Here is a 20,024-nt window from a genome sequence, read left to right as displayed (position 1 = left end):
TTATACGCGCTATTCCGTACAAAGAAAAAAGCCCGGTTTCTCCATGAACGCTGAGAAATCGGGCTTTTTGATGCGCGTTTTCCTTACCTTACAGTGGGTAAACGTTGCGGCAGATCCGCAAGCCGTGCGGCCAGGCCAATACCGGCTTATACGAACGGGTTACATTTTTAGCCTTCAACCACCGATACGTCCGCCTGAGGGTCTTGAGAAGTTTTGCCCCGGCGCAGCAGTAGGCCCAGAACCGCCCCTATGATCGCCACAACCACCATGACACCGAACGTATCGGCGAAGGAGTTGGCCGCTAACTCGGCCGCCGCCTGCTGAAGCATTTCGGGAGTCGGAGCTGTCGTCTGGGCTGCCGCCGCAGCTTTCAGCTCAGCCGTTCTGGATGTTACACGAGCCGAGAGGATCGTTACCAGCGCCGCTACAGACAGGGAGTTGACAACCTGCTGCATGGAATTGGTCAACGACGTTACCCGGCTGACCAAGTGGCGGGGAGCTTTATTGAACAGATGGGTATTCATCGGCATGGTCATCATGCCCATACCTGCTCCGGCCATAATTAACGGGACGATCAGGTCTTTGCCGACGGTTGTCACATCCACCTGAGAGTATTGGTAAGTAGCTCCGGAGACCAGTCCCAGCCCTATGACGACCAGCCAGCGCACACCGATCCGGTCGAACAAGTAACCCGCAACGGGCATGATCAGCATCGAAGCAATCGCCTGCGGGAGCAAAATCATCCCCGTATCAAAAGCGCCGAAGCCTCTGGCTTGCTGGAGAAACTGCGGAAGAAGGAAAATCGCTCCGAATAATGCAAATTGTCCGATCCATTGCACTAAAATTCCGATCGAAAAGTCTACGGAGCGGAAGACCTGAAGATCCAGAAGCGGTGTCGAAGTGGTCAGCTCTCTGGCGACAAAAGCAAGGAGAGCGATTCCTCCTATTACCAGACCGGCGACAGTGTTAACCGAGGTCCAACTGCTGGCCCCTTCGATGACGCCATAAGACAAGCCGGCGAAAGCGATAGGGGCGAGCAGCATTCCCGGGATATCAATTCCCGTTACCGCCTGACGCTCTACTTTGGGAAGTGTTTTTAAACCAAGGAGGATCGACAAGATTCCCACCGGGATATTGATAATGAACAGCCATCTCCACGAATAGAATTCCACGAGCCAGCCGGAGAGGACGGGACCGATGGCCGGAGCAAACAGAATGGGAATCCCCATCATGGCCATGACCGTTCCGACCTTGCTCTGCGGGCTGAGACGATACACATAAGCCATGGCGACAGGGATAACGCAGCCTCCGCCAAGACCCTGGATAATCCGGAATGCGATCAGCCAGCCCGCGTTGTCAGGAAGAGCGCATAGTACCGAAGCTGCGGTGAAGAGCGCAATGGAGCTCAGAAAAACCGTCTTTGCTCCGAAACGGTCCGATAACCAGCCGGCTAATGGAATGACGGATGCCTGGGCAAGCATATAGCCCGTAACCGTCCACTGGATGGTCGGAAAATCCGTATGTAAATCAGTCAGCAATGTAGATAGCGCCACGTTCATCGAGGTACTGTTAAGAACAACCATGAATACCCCTGCTATAATGGCCAATAATGGAACCAGTATACTTCTAAGCTTAAAATCTTCTGATGCGTTATTTTCCATTCTAATTTCCTCCCGGCATTTTTCAAGCTCATTGACCGCAATTTAGGCTGTTTGATATAATCAAAGCGGACAACTGTCCGCAGAAACTATATTACGGACAGTTGTCCGCTTTGTCAAATAGATTGTTTTATGAAAAATAGGCATCAAAGCCAAGGAGGCTTACGCAATGACCGAGCCGCTTAACGGGACAGACGAAGTGAACGAAACCAAGGTTCGCAAAACAGATAAGAGGGATTCCGACTATCAAAATAGGATTATGACCGCTTCCAACCGCCTGTTTAAAGAGCATGGCGTAGAGAATGTCAGTATGCACCAAATTGCCAAAGCTGCCAATGTCGGCCAAGCTACTCTTTATCGCCGCTATTCCAACAAAGGTGAAATCTGTATGGCGATTTTGAGCAGCAATACACAAGATTTTTTGAGGGAGCTGGATTCCTTTCGCTTGACCAGGGGACCTCAGATAACTTCGCTGGCCTTATTGAGTGAAGTGATCGATAAAATCGCGGACTATTTAGACGATCAGGCGGCCATGCTGGTCATCATTAAAAATGAATACAACCGCAGCAGTGAGCTTCAATTGTTACAATTTAACCATCCTGTTTTTCTTTACTTGCAAGAATTGATTGCTCAGTTGTATGCCCAAGCGGTAGAGGAAGGGGAAATCGCTCCTTTGCATGTTACTTTGACTACACAAACCTTAGTGGCCGCATTGAGCCCGGATCTCTTTCTTTATCAGCAGAAAACACTCGGGTACAGCAAAGAGGATATTGTGGCCGGGATAAAACATGTCTACATTCAAGGGCTGAGAAAATAAAATAAGCCAGGTTCGGCTCTGAAAGAGAAGAGATAGAAAGAAAGGGCTGCGCGGGGGGGTGACGGCAGACAGCAGATTCAAACTGTAAACAAAAGGCCATCCGGCGGAGGATGGCCAAGAAGACCGGCTGCATTTTACCGAAGGATTTCGGAGGGTAAATCGGTGATTTGTGTATCCACGCTTGGAGCCATGGGAAATGGGCCGGCAGGATATAAAGCTGAGCTTTATTGTCCGCTGGCGGATGAAATGCGTGAAGCCGAGCGGACAATCGCATCCCGGTCAAAATATTCGATCAGATAGAACCAGCACGAATCGCCCCCCATAATTTTATATTTTTTCATCAGGAATTCGGAAGTGGTCAGAGAATAGGGGGCAAACGCCTTCATGCTGCTTCTGTGTTCGATTCCTGTTTCCGTGATTTCCCTCCGTGTCGGATATTCGGCCAGCAGTTTGCCGAGCGGAAACTGCCGGTTATCAAGCTGCCTGGCTAAATCTGCCGGGAGTGTCTGCAGGTTCGCATACACGATATTGTAAGATAACACATGACCGGGCAATGTCAGGCTCGACAGCCGTCTGATAAACTGTCCGTCGTCCGGAAAAGCTTGCCGGATGTCTTCCGGAACGGATTCCGGCGCTGCCCGTTCATGTTCATACACATGAATATTGACTTGATTACGGACGATAATCTCAATCGTTCGTGTTGTCGTCCCGTCCGTTTGCAGCAGAAGATCGGATATGAGGCGCTTATCCTGTTCATTGTCCGTGTAAATGGTCATAATACCTCCCTTAATCTCTGTTTCTTACTCTTGATTATATATAAAATGGTTAATTTTTCAATTTATTAGTGTAAATTTAGTAATATTAGGAATAAGTGTTTGTCTTTACATTAGCCCCAGGAACCGGCATGCTTTTCACCTTGGAAAAAATACCAGCCCGTGCTATTGTAATCTGAAAGAACAAGAGTTTGAAGAAACAAAACACTCTCTAGTAAGTAAGCACAGCGAAAGGATGAATTTTATGACCCCTCAGATCATGCGTGTACTCAAAAAACTGTATCGCTACGGCAATCACGAATATGACCACGAACGTTCGGTTTCCGTTTATTGGGAACATACACTCCTTGATAAAGAGCGTGAATTGTTGAAGCAACACGGATGGAGAGCCAATGAAATTGTACATTTTGCCGATCATCAGGATAGTTTGCAAAAGCTGCTTTCCTTGAAAGCGAATTCTGCTCTTACCAAGCAAAGATGTCTAGAAAGTTTCATCGCCGGGGTTGGCGGAAGTTATCCCCGAGGGCGTTCCGTTTTATCCGCCTGGCACAAATTAAATACGCTAACTATGCATACTTACGAGGAGCGCCCCCAATTCGTATGCTGCTGGGTTTGTCAAGGAATGGACAAGCCGCGGTTTGAAAATGACGCTTACTTTCAATATTGTCTCTATATCGGAAATGCCTATTCTTCCCAGCCCCATTATGCCTACCTCAATCTCAAACATCTTTTGGACGCGCCGATTGTACAACCGACAGAGCAAGATATTCAAACCTTTTCTACATTATTGGATTTGCTTCGGACCGCCCCCGAGGATGAAACACCTGGCCAATTTGAAAAACGACTGATAGCCTCCAAAATTTTAAGCGGCGACAAGTATACCAAGCGGGGTATATTGGATTCCTTGGCCAGAGTGGGGGCAATTCCGAATTCCTTTTTAACATTGAGCCCGGATTCCTGGACGGATTTTGGAGATATCGCATCTTGCGAGGGCCGTTTGAAGAACACGAAAGGACGCTCGGATATGGAAATGCCCTGGGCGGGCTGGCAGGGTTCGTTAAAGCTTAATGAGGATATCGTATCGGAGCTGTTTGGTGATTATTTATAAAATGAAAGTAGTGATCCGAAAAATCCGCGATATTAACGCGGGTTTTTTTGTTGTTTATCGAGGGTACAAACAAAACCCCGTATGGTTACAGCTCCGCACAAAACGCGGGCTTTACAGCAGCAGATTAGAAATCAGTTATAACCCATAAAAACCGGTAAGGAGGTCCATTTGTTTCCCAAACAGAGAAGGGGATCACCTGCCTTTACAAGAAAGCAACAACCAAGAAAATAACTTTATTGTAAAACATTTGGTTTTGCTATATCATGGACAATGATTTTAACCTAGTTTTCCAATGCAATTAATAAACTTTATTAAATTGAGGTGAAGCTGTGCGTATTATTTATCTGGATATCGATTCGCTGCGGCCCGATCATATGGGATGTTACGGGTACAATCGCAATACGACGCCGAATATCGACGCGATCGCCGCACAAGGCGCACGGTTCAATCACTGCTACTGCGCCTCGTCCCCCTGTGTGCCGTCGAGGGCAAGTTTTATGAGCGGGCGCTTCGGTATCAACCACGGTGCGCTTACACATTGGGGACCCGGATATGAGTTTTACTACCCGGAAGGTGAGAGGCACAGCGAGCCGTATGCCTTTTTTACGCGTAAACTGCGGGAGGCCGGCTACAAAACCGTTACTTTCTCCTCGTTCGGGGACCGCCATCATGCCTGGTGGTACTTTGCGGGCTGGAATGAAGTGCATACCCACACGCTGAAGGAAGGCAACGAAGATGCGGAGGAAGTGAATGCGGCGGTCATTCCTTGGTTGAAGCGCCACGGGAAGGAGGAAAACTATTTTCTTCATGTCCAGTATTGGGACCCGCATACGCTGTACACGTACCCTGAGTCCTATGCCGCCCAGTGGGATGCAAGCACGGCAAAAGCGTTCCCATCGGAGGAGCGAATAGCCGGACACCAGGCGGACAGGTTTCCCCATTCTGCCATTTACTTGCATACGGACGCTGCGTTTCCCGGCACGATGCCCGGAAAAATCGCGAATAGGGAAGACTTCGTTCATTTGCTGAACGGTTATGACGGCGGCATCAGCTACATGGATCATCATGTGGGCGAGATTGTCGAGACGCTGCGGCAGCTGGGCATTGAAGATGACGTTTGTTTTATCGTGAGCGCCGATCACGGGGAGTCGATGGGCGAGCATGGCATTTATGCCGAACATGCAAGTGCGACGGAATCCGTGCACCACCTTCCCTTGATTATAAAAGCACCGGGCATAACCAAACCCGGAACGGTCGTGGACGGCTTTGTTTATAATGTCGACGTCATAGCGACGGTCACAGAACTGGCAGGGCTTAAGGTTCCTTCCGGCTGGGACGGGGAATCATTTTTAGGTGCGCTGCAGGGCGAATCCTGGCAGGGGCGCGACTACCTGATCATGGACCATGCCCTTTACACATGCCAGCGGGCGGTACGCGACTCTGTCTGGTATTTTATCCGAACGTATCATTCCGGGTTGTATAACTTCGAACCGGTCAGCCTGTATAACATGGAAAATGATCCCTATCAAACAAACAATGTGGCCGGACAGTATCCCGAAATTGTTCAGGAAATGGACCGCCGACTTCAAGAATGGAAACGGAGCCAGGCAAGCAAACACGGGCATATCGCCGATCCGCTGCAAAAAGTGATTGAAACCGGGCCTTGGAAATACGTCACACTGGACGGATGGATAAGCACATTGCGCGGATATGGCGATCACAAGTCGGCCGAGGCATTCGAAAGATTGTACGCCGGCCGCTAACGGAAAACAGGAGAGACGCTGCTTTTTTGGCGCCCTCCTGTTTTTTGTTTAGGTCGCCAGATAAGAGAACGACAAATGTTTATCCAGCATGAAGTTTGCCGCACCGAGCGCACCGCCGATCTCCTTGAATTGTCCGACTTTCACTTCGGTATCCCGGGAGAGCGTGCTCATCGCTCGCTGCCGCATAACCTTTTCCGCTGTTTGTACGTACAAAGAGCTGTCTTTTGGGATCGGACCGCCCAGTATGATGGCCTCGGGGTTAAGCAGATTAACCAGATTGGCCATGGCCGTCCCCAAATAAGACGCGGCTTTCTCGATGATTTGCACGGCCAGCTCATCACCGTTCTCGGCGGCGGCGCAAACATGTTCGGCCCGCAGCAGCTGCAGGTCGGAGACGGTTTGCGCCTGCAGGGAGGAAGCGGCGCCCGAACGAAGCAGCCTGCGTGCTTCCAGTTCGATTGCCTGCGCAGCCGATAACGTTTGCAGGCAGCCGGTATTGCCGCAAGGGCAGAGGGGCCCGCCGTCGGTCACCGTCGTGTGGCCGATCTCACCGGCTCCGCCGATAGCACCGTGAATCAATTCGCGATCGACATAGATACCGGCGCCGATTCCGGCGTCGATCCCGATATAGATCATATGACGGTGCTCTTTTCCCGAGCCGTAGCGGCACTCCGATAACCCTCGCGCCCGGCTGCGGTTAATGAGGGTCGTCGGCCATCCGAGCTCCCGTTCGAAAAGGGGGCCCCACTCGACATCCTGCCATCCGAGCACCGCCGAGCTTCGCAGAACGCCCTGATTGGAATCAACGATGCCTGGCAGGGAAATACCGAGGAGCGGCACCGGACTTTTGTCAAGATTCGAAATAAATGATGGCAATTCATCAACCAATGCGCGAAAAGCTGCTTCGGGAGTCAACCGGCCGAAAGGGATCGGCCTGCTGCTCACCGTACTGCCAAGCAGGTCAAAAGCGCCCAGCATCCAGCCGTGCTGGTTAAGGTCGGCGCCCAGCACCAGATGCGTATGCGGCATCAGTTCCACATCGGTCGGGCGTCTGCCGCCCGTTGATTGCCGAGTCTCGGTTTCATGGGCAATGCCCAGCTCGATAAGTTCCTGGATCGACATCGAAATCGTGGCCCGGCTTAATTCCGTCCGCTGCGCCAATTCGATCCGGGACATCGGACCATAAAGGCGGAGGGTTTGAATAATAGCCGTTTTGCTGCCTTTTTGATCCACAACTTTACGAATCGTTTCCATGGTCCATTCCTTTCGTGTTCGGACATGAAGGTAAATAAGTTTATATACATCATAGCAGATTCCGAAGTTAGTTTAAATATTGACAAAAGATTGGGGGAGGGCTTATGATGTGTCTAACCCGCGATATCTAAGTAAAACCATAGGAATTAAAGGTTTATGAAGGATGGCGACTATCGAAGAGAGGTGTCGAGGATTGAGCGGTAAACCCGGTAAACCCCACGTTGTGCTCATTATGGCCGATCAATTGAGATGGGATGCCATAGGCGATCACACGCCCAATCTGAACCGGCTCCGTGCGGAAAGCGTGGATTTCACGAGAGCCTATTGTGCCTCGCCGTTATGCGTTCCCGCCAGAGGCGCATTCTTAACGGGGAAATATCCGAATGTGACAGGTTCGCTTATTAATGCGTGGACGGAACAGGAGAGACGGCATGGCAACGTTCGTTGTGATCATACGCACTGGTATGATTTGCTGGAGAGTGAATGGGACAGTTGGCATACCGGGAAACAGCATTTGTTTGCCGAGGTGAAGCCGGAGCGTGTCACCGGCAGCAAAACGCACTGGCTTCCTCTGGAAGAGCGGTACGAAGCGTTTTTGAAAGAGCAGGGAAAACCGAAGCCCGGAGGCAGAGATTATCAAGGCCCGGTAGCCGAGCAAGTGTATGGAGCCATCACACGAAAGAGAAATTATTCGATACCGGCGACCGGACGTTACGAGGAAGGTTTGGATTATTTTTATGACGGCTTTATTCTGAAAGATTGTCTGCATGCGATTCGGAACCGTGACAAGAGCAAGCCGTTCGCGCTTACGGCGATGTTTACCGCCCCGCACCCGCCTTTTCACATTCCGGAACCGTGGTATTCCATGATTCAGGATGCCCAGCTGCCGGACAATGTCGGAGAATGGGGAGACAACCAATCGCCTTTGCAGTTGTATAACTTGCCGGGCCTGCTCGGAAGCACGTATTCCCGCATGGAGTGGGAGCGTATTTGGAACGTCTACCTGGGTTTGACGGCGCTGCTGGACCATTGTGTCGGAGAGGTGATCGCGCAGTTGAAGCGGGAGGGGATTTATGACGAGACGCTGATCGTTTTTGCCAGCGACCATGGCGAGATGCTCGGTTCTCACAGACTTTGGCAGAAGATGTGCATGTACGAAGAAGCGGTCCGCACCCCTCTTTTCTTCAAATTTCCGCATAGCTTTTCTCCGGCGATCCGCAGCAGCAGCGAGCTCGTCAGCGGCGTCGATTTCCTGCCGACGCTATGCGATTTTCTTCAGATCACGGCTCCGGAAAACATATCCGGCCGTTCATTAATGCCGCTGATAAGCGGAGAAGTCGACCGGCTGCGGCGCGAGCGGATATTTATCCAGTTTGACGGCAACGGCGCCCGGGGCCATTTTCAGCGGTGTGTTCTTGAAGGTTCGTACAAACTGATTGTCGACATGTTTAAAGACGAATTGTTTATCGAGCTTTACGACAGTCAATCCGATCCGCTGGAGATGAGCAATCTTGCGTTTCTTTCGGAACAACATAGCCGGATCGGTTCGATGCTGGACGCGCTTAGAGTCCATATGGGGGAAACGGGAGATATGCTGACGGTCCCGGAAGATGCTTATGACCGGTTTTTGTTCCGGTACGGCCCCTTTCAAACGCACGGAAACATTTGAGAAGGTGGGATGAAAATGTCTGCAGCAGATGCGGAGGTGTACCGGGTGGATATTAAGCGGTGCATAAGAATAGGGAGAAGCGATCTTACTGCATGGACCCGGTAAATTTCGTGGAACAAAACAACGCCTTAGGACAGATCTGCGTCGATTGCTTTTTACGTTGAAGCCCCGACGAAACTGTGCGGACAGAAAGAAACGTTCTGGTGAACAAAGCGCTGCCGGACCACAATGTGTACCGAACGACAGGAGATGAGCAGAGAATGAATTTATATTGGGGAGATTTACATAACCACTGCGGAATCAGTTACGGTTTTGGCGGGTTGGAAAACGCGCTGAACGCCGCCAAAAGCCAGTTGGATTTTTGCGCCATTATCGGCCATGCTTCCTGGCATGATATGCCGGAACGTACGCAGGGGCTTGAATATCTGGTCGATTTCCATACGGAGGGCTTCGCCAAACTGCGCGGCCACTGGGAACATGTGCGTGAAACGGTTAAATCGTTCAACATCCCGCACGAGTTTGTTACGTTTCAAGGCTACGAAGCGCATTCGAGCCGATACGGCGACCATCACTTCGTATCGCCGGATGACGATCTTCCGTTAGTCGAAGGAAGCTCGACGGCAGCGATCCTGGAACAGTTAAGGACGTATAGAGTAATCGCGGTACCGCATCATGTCGGGTACACGCCCGGCTATCGCGGAGGCAATTGGGACAGCTTTAATGCCGATGTCAGCCCGGTTGTGGAAGTGTACTCCAAGCACGGCAGCGGGTTGTCGGATCACAGTCCCTATCCGTATTACCACGATATGGGTCCCCGGGATTCAAGATCAAGCGCGTATGCGGCGCTGAAACGCAAGCTCCGTTTCGGCTTCGTCGGATCGACGGATCATCATGCCGGTTATCCGGGATCGTACGGCGACGGCCGTTTGGCCGTTCTGGCCGAGTCGAAAACGCGCGAAGCGATTTGGGACGCGATTCTGGCGCGCCGGACGTATGCCGTGACGGGCGATAAAATCCGCTGCAGTTTTACGCTGAACGGGGCACCGATAGGCAGCGAAGTGCAGGCGGCCAAGCGGAATTTTGCCTTAGATGTTACGGCAAGCGATCAAATCGACAAAGTCGTCGTTTTCAAAAACGTGAAGCCGTTTAAAGTATTCAACGGCGAAGATTTGACCGCTCCGCAGCCGATTTCCGGCACCGGAAGCTCCAAATACAAAGTAAAAATCGAATGCGGTCTGGGGCAACGCCAAGAACGGATTTGCCTGGCATGGGAAAGCTAGGGTTGACGCGGGTAAGCTCCTGTCGGTGGAAACATGCTTCCGCGGCCGCAGCATTCTGGCCCCGACGCCCGATTTGAAGGACGACCCTGCCATGAACATGCTTGGCAACGAAATTTCCCGACAAACGGACGCATCCGTGGAATGGACCTGTACGACCTTCCGCAATCCCACCACACTGCATCCACATACGGCAGGGCTTATCCTTGAGGTGGAAGGTGACCGCGACACGGTTGTGAGCGTGGAACTGAACGGCGGCATCCTCTCGGCTGCAATCGGAGAACTGCTGGAAGGCAACCGCACGACCCATCTAAGGGCGTATAATTCGGAAGCCTTTATGATTCACCGTGCCGTGGAAGAACGGTTGTATACGCTGCGGGAAACCTGGAGCGACGATGCCGTGGAGTCCGAATGCGATGTGTATCACGTCGAAATCCGGCAGATGAACGGCCAGTGCGCCTGGTTATCCCCGATCTATGCACTTGCCTGAACGAAGAAGCCGACAGCCGAGCAGTAGGACATCTTAAGACGATAGCATAACGATTTTACATGACGAATACCGGACGACCGGAGACGTCTGCCCTTGAACACTTTCATGGGGGAGGTCTTTTTATTATGCGATCAAGAGTTCCGCGCCGGGTTTTAAGAGAAAGGGGCACATGATGGAAACTGCCATGCAGACACAATCACGAAAGGGTGCTGAACGCAAGCGTTTCACGTTTCATTACCGCAGCCGGAAGGCGTTGTGGTGCTGGCTGTTTATTGCACCGCAGCTGATGCTGTTTTTATCGTTTACGGTTTATCCCATAGCGATGAGCTATGTGTATGCTTTTTTCGACTGGTCGGGCTACGGACCGCTCCATACGTTCATCGGATGGGACAACTTCCGGGAAACGCTGGCGGACCCGTTATTCTGGAACGCATTCCGCAACAGTCTGGTTTTCATGCTCTGGCTTGTCGGCATCCAGGTGCCTCTCGCGCTTTTGATGGCACTGCTGCTGAATGCGGACTGGATGCGCGGCAAGGTCCTATACCGGACGATTTACTTTTTGCCGGTGGTGACGACGACCGCTGTGGTCGGACTCGTGATGCGCTTTATTTTCGGAGCTTACAAAGGACTGGTCAATGAAATGCTGCTGCGTATCGGAATTCTTCACAAACCGGTCGATTGGCTGGGCTCTGCGGACACCGCTTTGCTCATCGTCATTCTCGTAGGCATTTGGAAAAGCTTCGGCATGAAGCTGATCTATTGGCTGGCCGGCATTCAGTCGCTGCCGAAAGAGCTGTTTGAGGCGGCCCGCATCGACGGTGCTTCTCACTTGCAATTGTTCCGCTATATCACCGTGCCTCTTCTCATTCCGGTAGGAACCGTGATTTTGCTGGTGTCGGCAGTTAATGCCCTGCATGTTTTCGATCTGGTGAAATCAATGACCGAAGGAGGCCCCGCTTTTAAGACGGATATGGTGGATGTGTATATTTACCGGTATGCGTTCGCAGGCAAAGGAGAGGCCAGGATCGGCTTCGCATCGGCGGCAGGTGTTGTGTACGGAATAGCCGTCATGCTCATCTCGCTGCTTCTGAGCCTGCTTGTCAGATTGAGCGGCGGGCGAAAATCCGCAGACGCGGGCAGATGACTGGAAAGGGAAGAGGCTTCATGACAAGAAAACGGGGCGGCCGTTCGCCGTTACTCGCGGCGGCTCATCTGGGGCTCATCGGCGTCGGAATCGTCTGGATCTATCCGTTCGTCTGGATGCTGATGTCCTCATTCAAAACAAACAACGAATATATCACATCGGGCATCTCGCTGCTGCCTGAGAAGTTCCAATTCGCTAACTACCTGAGAGCCTGGGAGACGGCACATTTCTCGGTCTATTTCTGGAATACGGTTGTGGTTACCGTCTCTGTCGTGCTCATCGTCATTGCGGTTTGCTCGCTAACAGGTTATGCGATCGGCCGCTATCGTTTTCGCGGAAGGCTGCTGTTCGTCTCGGCGATCACAGCGACGATGTTTATGCCCAAAGGCTATACGATCATCCCGACCTACATGTTGATCAACGAAATAGGGCTGAACAACTCCATCTTGGGCGTCATTCTGGCGGAAGTCGGAGGGGGGCATGTGCTGTTTATTCTGCTTTTCGTCGCCTACTTCAGAGGCTTGCCGAAAGAGCTTGAGGAATCGGCCGAAATGGACGGCAGCGGATTTTTCCGCACTTTCGCGCAAATTATGCTGCCGCTGGCGAAACCGGTCATCGCGACCTCTGCTATCATGCAGTTCATGTGGACCTGGAACGCGTTCTTGATGCCGCTTGTGTTCACGTTATCCAAACCGGAGCTTCGCACGCTAGGCGTGGGGATGTATCAGTTTGTCGGCGAGCAGACGATGGACTGGACGGGAATGGCGGCGGCCGCGAGCATCTCGCTGCTGCCTATTCTCGCCGTATTTATAGCGCTTCAGCGTTACTTTATCGAAGGAGTTGCCGGAGCCATTAAAGGATAGGTACAGCTCAAAAAAATAATGTCCGATCGGACTAAGGATGGAGAACCGATGTTGAACAAACAAGGGAAAGCGGGAGGGGCGCTTGCGTTATGCGCCGCATTGCTGCTGAGCGGATGCTCGGGCATTTCCGACAAATCGGCAGAAGCAAACGGCAAAACGCCGCCGGCGGATGGCAAAGAGGTTGTTCTCACCTTATGGGGAGGCGACGATTTTCTGAAAGGCGACGACAGTCCCGGTCAGCGTATGGTCAAAGCCTACAACGAAAAGCATAAAGGCAAAGTACGCGTCGAAGCCAAATATATGCCCTGGGCGGAGTATCATACGGCCATCCAGGCTGCGGCAACTTCGAATGAGCTGCCGGACGTGTTCGTGACACCGCAAAATACGGATGTCCGTACGGTTGTCGCAAGCGGTTGGGCGCTGCCGTTTGACGGAATCGTATCGGACAACTGGAAGAAGCAGTTCGCCGAAGGCTCTTTCCGGGAAGGCGTCAATATGATCGACGGCAAAACCTACTCCTGGCCGATTACCGGCCCTGTCCTGACTTCCATTCTCTACTACAACAAGGATGTGCTGAAAAACGCGGGCCTTGATCCCGAAAAGCCTCCTAAGACGTGGGACGAGCTGCGCAGCATGGCCAAAACCGTCACGGAAAAAGGCAAAGGCGACGTGTACGGCCTCGTCTTCAGCGGAGGGGAAAGCGCCACGGCTTCCGGAATCACCAAAATCGTCGACGGACTGGCAGCCGGGCTGAACAAGGAAGAGGTGGGTGACGGCTCTTATCGTTTTAACTATAAAACAGGAACGTATGCGTTCGATTCCAAAGCGACGATCGATTCCTTCGCCTTTCTGAACGAACTGAAGAATGATGGCAGTATCCTGCCGTCATCTTATACGATGAAGCTGGCGGAGGCCACGGTCCTGTTCGGCCAGGCGAAAGCGGCGTTCTTTATAGAGGGCCGCGCGCGGATGTGGATCATCAAACGCGACACGCCGGACGCGAACTTCGGGCTGGCCGCAGTGCCTACGCAGGACGGCAGCAAACCGGGTTATTATTACAACCGGGCTACCGGGACCGGCTATTTAATATCCGCCAATACGAAGCATCCGAAGGAAGCCGGCGAGTTTATCGAGAACGGCTTCGCATCACCATTGTTCTATGAGAAATATTTAAACAAGGGTGTTGCGTTAACCCCGATCGAAAGCATCAATAACGACAAGAAGCTGTATCCGTATCCCGAGTTCGAGCAGTTTGTCCGGCTTCACAAGGATTTGCTGCACGAGCGTCCGAACTACGCGGTAAGAAACCCGCAGACGGCGAAAGTGATCGTCGAGCTGGGCGCCTTATCTCAGCCGAAGATCAAACCGGCTTTCGGAGAGATTTTGCAGGCGGGGCTGACGGGAGCCCAGAAGGATTGGGCCGGGGCGCTCAAAGCGTATAACGACAAAGCCGATAAAGGCTTGGACGATGCGATCGGCAAGCTGAAATCCGGCGGTGTCAGCGTCAGCCGAAGCGATTTTACGTTTCCGAACTGGAATCCGGACAAAGACTTTACCGAAGGGGATTATAAGCAATTAAAATAACTTCACCGCTAGGGAAACAAATGCCGACCGGATGACTGGAGGCTCGTTTTGCAGGAGGAGGCATCGACAATGCCCTTATGCAAAGCGGGCTTCTTTCATATACATTCGTTCCTGGACAAGGAACATATTCAAGGGAGGATAAGCGATGAACCAAAGATGGGCAAACGCATGGAAAAAGGGAATCAGCTCCATGACGTCAGCGGCGATATTGGCGGCCGTCTGGGTTTCCGTCCCCGCTAAGACGCTAGCCGCAGACGACTATTCTCAGACCGAATCGTTTGAAGCGGCAGCGGTTCCGTCGACATGGAGCGTGGAAAACGGCGGCTCCGCAGCCATTTCCGGCAAGCATTACAAGCACGGGCAGAGCAGTCTGCGATGGACCTGGTCCAACGGCTCTAAACTGCGCGATACCCAGCCGGCCAATCTGGCCGCTGCCAACGTTAAGAACGGCGGCATGAAGTTATGGATTTATAACGAAACCCCCGTGAATGACAAAGTCACGTTTAATTTCGGCAAAATCGCTGAAATCAACAGCGGCATTTATCATTACTCCTTTGGTGTGAATCTCAACTTCAAGGGATGGCGGGCCGTCTGGGTTAAGTTCAGGGAGGAGGGGAATAACCCCGCCTATACGAAAAGTCAAAGCAATGCGCTCGAATCGATGCAAATCGTCCCTCCCGCTTCGGTTCCTTCGGGCAGCCTTTACTTCGACAATCTCGAATTTTCCTCATCCATGATTAAAGCGAGGTCCGCGGATTACCAGATGCCTAAACCCGGTATCGATGTAGGCGCCAGCACGTGGGATAACGTTTATTTGTACAGTCAGCAGCAGCCTTCGATTCCGCTGGAACCGGTGATTACTCCGCAGCAGATCCAAGCTTTTGACGCCATTGCCGATAAATATGAAAAGTGGATTTATGGCGATGCGCTTCAATATGCAGGCTTGACGGGTCCCCTGAAAACAAGGTACGACTCGCTTCAGGCTTTTATTGCGGCGGGACTTGCGGCTTACAATACGCTGGATATCACGAGACATCCCGATGGTTCGATAACCGGCGACGCCCTGTATGCGAGCCGTGACCCGCACTTGCGCAAATTCGGCGAAGATGTCAGCAAAAGAGTGCTCCTGCCGCTCGTTTTTGACTACAAAATAAATGGAAATACGGCCAGTAAGCAGAAAGTGATCGATGTGCTCGATTATATGAACGATCAAGGATGGGCGGAAGGGAGCGCACTCGGTACGCAGGATCATGAAATGAATAAGAACAACGGATATTTTCATGCGGTTTACTTGATGCGCAGCGAACTGAAGGAAGCGGGTATATTTGAACGCGAAGCCAGAACAAGCTTCTGGTATTCCAATTTCGGCAAGACGTTCGATAATTCCGTTTACGTGGAAACGACACCCGACGAATTCAGGACGAAATTTCTGTACGATCTGCTCTATGTGCTGGGTATGGAGAATACGCCCAAAAAAGTCCAGTACATGAAAGGTCTGATCGGGATGTATGAGCAAGCGCTTCAAACCGCTCCCGGCTATGCGGGAACGATCAAGCCCGACGGCTCCCTGTTCCATCACAGGGGCGTGTATCTGAATGCTTACGGGCCGGACGCTCTTCATGCCGCGTCATTAATCGCGTATTTCCTGAATGGTACGCCGTTTGCGCTGTCCGACGCCGCGTTCGGCAACATCAAAAAAGGCCTGCTCACCATTGAACAGGTTTCCAACAAATACGATATGCCGATCGGTGCGACAGGCCGTTTCCCCGGTCAAACAAGACCCATTACAGGCATTGTGCCGGCATACGCTTACTTGGCGCTTGCGAAGACGCCGACCGATAGTGAATTAGCTTCCACCTTCATGAGACTGTGGGATCCGCAGTCGATTTTGCTGCAAAACGAGCTGTTCCCGTCGGCAGATACGTATGGCGTCTCTTATTTGGATACGCTTGGCGGGTTGCAGCTGGCGGATTCTCTTTCGAAAGCCGGGTTCAGCCCCAAAGCGAATCCGCAGGGCTTCTGGGTAAAACCGTACGGCGCGCTTGCGGTCAACCGGATCAACGACAAGTTGGTCGGCCTCAAAGGCTGGAGTCAATACGCCTGGGACTTCGAAGCGTCCAATAAATTCGACCCGCAAACGACGGAGAATCTATCGGAAAATGTATATGGCCGGTATCAGAGTTACGGCAATTTGCAGATTATCAATAACGGTCCGACTTCCGGAATTATAGAAAGCGGAATTAACGTCGGGGCGGGTTGGGACTTCAGCCGCTGGCCGGGAACGACCGTCAAGCATTTGTCCCTGAGCGAGCTTGCGCTTCCCGAGGGGGGACCGACAAGGTCTTTTACAAACAGTACGTTTGCAGGAGGGGCGTCTCTCCAAAACCAATATGGTCTTTTCGCGATGAAGCTTCAGGATACCGTTTATGATACGAGCTTTAAAGCGAACAAATCCGTCTTTTTTTTCGGAGACAAGATTGTTAGCCTGGGCTCGGACATCGTAAATACGGATGCGGTACATCCGACGGAAACCGTCTTATTTCAATCGTATATGCCAAGCGGTTCGACGCCTTTCTGGTTTAATTCCACCACACCGGTCGTAAGCCCGATTTATACGAATACCGTTACCGGAACAAGCAAAGCATGGATCGTGGATCCGTACGGCAACGGATACGTGCTGCCAAGCCCGTCAGGCACGGTAATCACACGGGGAGTCCAACATTCCAAGAACAGCTCGGGAAGCGCGGACACGTCCGGCAATTATACGACGGCGTACATTAACCATGGCACGGCTCCGGCGTCTTCCGGCTATGAGTATGCGATTAAAGTCGGAGCGGGCGCTCAAGGAACAGCCGATTTCGCGAACAATACCCAATACACCGTTCTGCAGAAGGACAGTAGCGCTCATATTGTTCAAAATACCGAACCGGGCAAGCTGCTGACGGGATACGCGATCTTTAACAGCAGCTCGCCGGTTAACAAGGGGGTGCTGTACGGCAGCAGTGATCCGATTACGGCGATTGTCCGGCAGGTGGACGCGAATGAAGTTTTACTAAGCGTCGCCGATCCCGATCTTCGCCTGCCTAAATATCCGAACCAGTCCATACCGAATGCCGACGTGCTAAAACAAAGCGTCCTGAAAAAGGTCACGGTAACACTAAACGGCCTGTGGCTGTTGAAAAAGCCAAACAGCGAAGCGCGCATCATCGGTACAGGCGCCGCGACAACTACAATTGAATTCGACGCGGTAGACGGCAAGTCCATCGAAATCGAATTGGTGAAGTAAAATAAAAGTCTGCCGGAAGCCGGTAATGACGGCTCACGGCAGACTTTTTGAACAAAATAAAACAAGTTGGAATTTCTCTGACGGACGCAAAGAGGGTAGCCGTGTAAAAAGTATGAAATAATAATTGTTAGCGAAGAAAAGACCACCTTTTTAAAAATTAGGGGAAGCGTGCTCGGCAGTCGTTTGCAAAAAAAGGAAGGCTTTGATACTATGATCTCAATAATTAAACGCGATGACGAGAAGAGTAAGGGAATATGTTCTTGTACAGAGAGCTCTGGCAGGTGAAAAGGAGCCAAGAGTTTTCCCTGAAGCAAGCCTTTGAGCAGAATGCCGGAACCATACACGGGGATGGCATTACGGGAGCTCCCGTTACAGAGCTAGAGTATAAGCATGCATGGCATTGCCGTACTTGAAGAGGTTAATATGGCGACATATTAATGAATCTGGGGTGGTACCACGAAAATTTCGTCCCCAAGACTTAAAGTCTTGGAGGTGAAATTTTTTTTATTGATTTCTAACCAGATCATTAGGAGGAGTCGGCATGGTTAACGAGAAGGAGCATCTATCCGAAAATTTTATGTTCAGGTTGATTAAAGAAGAGCTAGAACACAACCCTTTTGACAAAAAAATGTGCACACGCTTTCCACCTGAGCCTAATGGCTATCTTCATATCGGGAGCGCCTATGCCATTCATACGAATTATTCGGTGGCTCAAAATTTTAACGGGACATTTCATTTACGCTTTGACGATACGAATCCGCTTAAAGAGGACATCGAGTATGTTAACGCGATCATCAAGGATCTCAAGTGGCTTGGATACGATCCGGGCAGCCACATCTACTTCGGCTCCGATTACTTCAACGAAATTTACAGAGCCGCAGTTAAACTGATCAAGCAGGGGAAAGCCTATGTTTGTGATTTAACACCCGACGAAGTGACTAAGTATCGGGGGACTTTAAAGGAGCCGGGCGTAGACAGCCCTTATAGAGGGCGTTCAGTCGAGGAAAATCTCGAACTTTTTGAGCGGATGAAAAAAGGCGCATTCCCCGTTGCTTCCAAAATTGTTCGCGCCAAAATTGATATGGCATCGCCCAATATTAATATGCGAGATCCTGTTATTTATCGAATTGTTTACGCCGAGCATTACAGGACAGGACGTGGCTGGTGCATCTATCCGATGTACGATTTTGCTCATCCTATTCAAGATGCAATCGAAGGTATCGCCTATTCCTTATGCTCTATTGAATTTAAAGACCATCGTCCCTTGTACGAATGGGTCTTAAACGAACTTGACTACCACGAGCCGCCGCGGCAAAGGGAGTTTGGTAGGCTGAACCTCACGGGTGTTGTGACAAGCAAACGCTTTTTAAGACGGATGGTAGAAGGAGGCTACGTTGACGGCTGGGATGATCCGAGGCTTCCAACTCTTCAAGGGCTTAGAAGAAGAGGCTTCACGCCGGAAAGCATCTGCAGGTTTATCGAAGCTATCGGCAGTATTCGGTCGGAAAGTACAGTGGATATTTCCCTCCTAGATCACTGCCTCAGACAGGATTTAAAAGAAAAAACGGTTAGTTTCATGGCTGTATTGGATCCTTTGAAAGTCGTCATTACCAACTATCCTCAAGATGAGGTGGAATTGTTACGGATTGAAAATAGCAGTGAAAACGAATCTCTGGGGAAAAGAGAAGTTCCTTTTTCAGGCACAATTTATATTGAACGTGATGATTTTATGGAGCAGCCTCTTAAAGGTTTTCACAGGTTGAGTCCGAATGGCGAGGTAAGGCTCAAAGGTGCGTATTTCATACGATGCGAGGAAGTAATCAAGGACCGGGAAACGGGTGAAATCACGGAACTTCGCTGTACTTACGACCCGCTTACGAAGAGCGGTACGGGGTTTACAGGACGCAAAGTGAAAGGGACCATTCATTGGGTATCAGCGGACCATGCCATTCAGGTTGATGTTAATCTTTATGATAAACTGCTGCTCGATCCGGATAACTCTACGGAAGATAATAAGGACTGGATGGGAAGGTTAAATCCTGAATCTCTGGTTACCCTAAAGAATGTTTTGGCAGAACCTGTCGTCAATCACGCCTCTCCGGAACAAAAATTCCAGTTCTTTCGTCATGGGTACTTTTGTGCAGATATAAAGTCAAGTACCAACGACCGGCTTGTTTTTAACCGGATCGTCCCTTTAAAGGATTCTTGGAACAGAAAATGAGGCTTCGAAGCATGCCTGAGCAGGTGTAAGAAAAAATGCAGCACATAGCCGTCATCATCATAATTGAAGGACACTCGTCACGGAGTGTCCTTCTTTGCATCCGCAACCCTCATCCTG

Annotated in this window: 14 protein-coding genes and 1 other annotated feature; of the genes, 11 read left to right on the top strand and 3 right to left on the bottom strand. The window is 51.1% G+C overall.

From position 1 onward, the window contains the following. Window positions 1–167: 167 nt before the first annotated feature. Window positions 168–1,661: a DHA2 family efflux MFS transporter permease subunit gene (locus ABC395_RS13600; RefSeq protein WP_413003809.1), complete on the bottom strand. Its 1,494-nt coding sequence runs from the start codon at window positions 1,659–1,661 to the stop codon at window positions 168–170. 166 nt (window positions 1,662–1,827) lie between these two features. Here ABC395_RS13600 and ABC395_RS13595 point away from each other — a divergent pair, with 166 nt between their 5' ends. Next, window positions 1,828–2,475, top strand: coding sequence for a TetR/AcrR family transcriptional regulator (locus ABC395_RS13595; RefSeq protein WP_413003808.1), 648 nt, complete (start codon window positions 1,828–1,830; stop codon window positions 2,473–2,475). Window positions 2,476–2,699: 224 nt separating this feature from the next. Here the strand turns inward: ABC395_RS13595 and ABC395_RS13590 are convergent, their stop codons facing one another. Further along, window positions 2,700–3,251 (bottom strand): chorismate pyruvate-lyase family protein, encoded by a 552-nt coding sequence (locus tag ABC395_RS13590; RefSeq protein ID WP_413003806.1) that lies wholly within the window; start codon window positions 3,249–3,251, stop codon window positions 2,700–2,702. A 241-nt stretch (window positions 3,252–3,492) separates the two neighbouring features. Here ABC395_RS13590 and ABC395_RS13585 point away from each other — a divergent pair, with 241 nt between their 5' ends. Next, window positions 3,493–4,356 carry a hypothetical protein gene (locus tag ABC395_RS13585; RefSeq protein WP_413003804.1) on the top strand — a complete coding sequence of 288 codons (864 nt, stop codon included), beginning with the start codon at window positions 3,493–3,495 and terminating at the stop codon, window positions 4,354–4,356. A 329-nt stretch (window positions 4,357–4,685) separates the two neighbouring features. Next, window positions 4,686–6,119: a sulfatase family protein gene (locus ABC395_RS13580; protein WP_413003802.1), complete on the top strand. Its 1,434-nt coding sequence runs from the start codon at window positions 4,686–4,688 to the stop codon at window positions 6,117–6,119. 48 nt (window positions 6,120–6,167) lie between these two features. On the opposite strand, the gene ABC395_RS13575 is transcribed toward ABC395_RS13580, so the two are convergent. Continuing rightward, window positions 6,168–7,373 carry an ROK family transcriptional regulator gene (locus ABC395_RS13575; protein WP_413003801.1) on the bottom strand — a complete coding sequence of 402 codons (1,206 nt, stop codon included), beginning with the start codon at window positions 7,371–7,373 and terminating at the stop codon, window positions 6,168–6,170. 193 nt (window positions 7,374–7,566) lie between these two features. On the opposite strand from ABC395_RS13575, the gene ABC395_RS13570 reads away from it, so the two are divergent. The 8 genes from ABC395_RS13570 (at window position 7,567) to ABC395_RS13535 (ending at window position 19,907) form a co-directional block, all read left to right on the top strand. After that, window positions 7,567–9,042 (top strand): sulfatase family protein, encoded by a 1,476-nt coding sequence (locus ABC395_RS13570; protein ID WP_413003800.1) that lies wholly within the window; start codon window positions 7,567–7,569, stop codon window positions 9,040–9,042. A gap of 260 nt (window positions 9,043–9,302) precedes the next feature. Further along, window positions 9,303–10,322 carry a DUF3604 domain-containing protein gene (locus tag ABC395_RS13565; protein WP_413003798.1) on the top strand — a complete coding sequence of 340 codons (1,020 nt, stop codon included), beginning with the start codon at window positions 9,303–9,305 and terminating at the stop codon, window positions 10,320–10,322. Between the two features lie 91 nt (window positions 10,323–10,413). Beyond that, on the top strand, window positions 10,414–10,809 hold the full coding sequence (locus tag ABC395_RS13560) for a hypothetical protein (protein WP_413003797.1): 396 nt from the start codon (window positions 10,414–10,416) through the stop codon (window positions 10,807–10,809). A 169-nt stretch (window positions 10,810–10,978) separates the two neighbouring features. Then, a complete protein-coding gene (locus ABC395_RS13555) occupies window positions 10,979–11,953 on the top strand; it encodes a carbohydrate ABC transporter permease (protein ID WP_413003796.1) in 975 nt (324 codons plus the stop codon). Between the two features lie 20 nt (window positions 11,954–11,973). After that, window positions 11,974–12,816 (top strand): carbohydrate ABC transporter permease, encoded by an 843-nt coding sequence (locus ABC395_RS13550; protein WP_413003794.1) that lies wholly within the window; start codon window positions 11,974–11,976, stop codon window positions 12,814–12,816. Window positions 12,817–12,864: 48 nt separating this feature from the next. Continuing rightward, on the top strand, window positions 12,865–14,400 hold the full coding sequence (locus ABC395_RS13545) for an ABC transporter substrate-binding protein (protein ID WP_413003792.1): 1,536 nt from the start codon (window positions 12,865–12,867) through the stop codon (window positions 14,398–14,400). Between the two features lie 145 nt (window positions 14,401–14,545). Beyond that, window positions 14,546–17,686: a chondroitinase family polysaccharide lyase gene (locus tag ABC395_RS13540; RefSeq protein ID WP_413003790.1), complete on the top strand. Its 3,141-nt coding sequence runs from the start codon at window positions 14,546–14,548 to the stop codon at window positions 17,684–17,686. Window positions 17,687–17,909: 223 nt separating this feature from the next. Next, window positions 17,910–18,162, top strand: a binding site (T-box leader). Between the two features lie 65 nt (window positions 18,163–18,227). Next, window positions 18,228–19,907, top strand: a complete 1,680-nt coding sequence (locus ABC395_RS13535; RefSeq protein ID WP_413003788.1) for a glutamine--tRNA ligase/YqeY domain fusion protein — start codon at window positions 18,228–18,230, stop codon at window positions 19,905–19,907. The last annotated feature ends 117 nt before the right edge of the window (window positions 19,908–20,024 follow it).

It is taken from the genome of Paenibacillus canaveralius (genome assembly GCF_047238265.1).
GTDB lineage: Bacteria > Bacillota > Bacilli > Paenibacillales > NBRC-103111 > Paenibacillus_F.
Note: the sequence above shows the minus strand (reverse complement) of the source record. Positions and strands in the feature narration are given on the sequence as shown.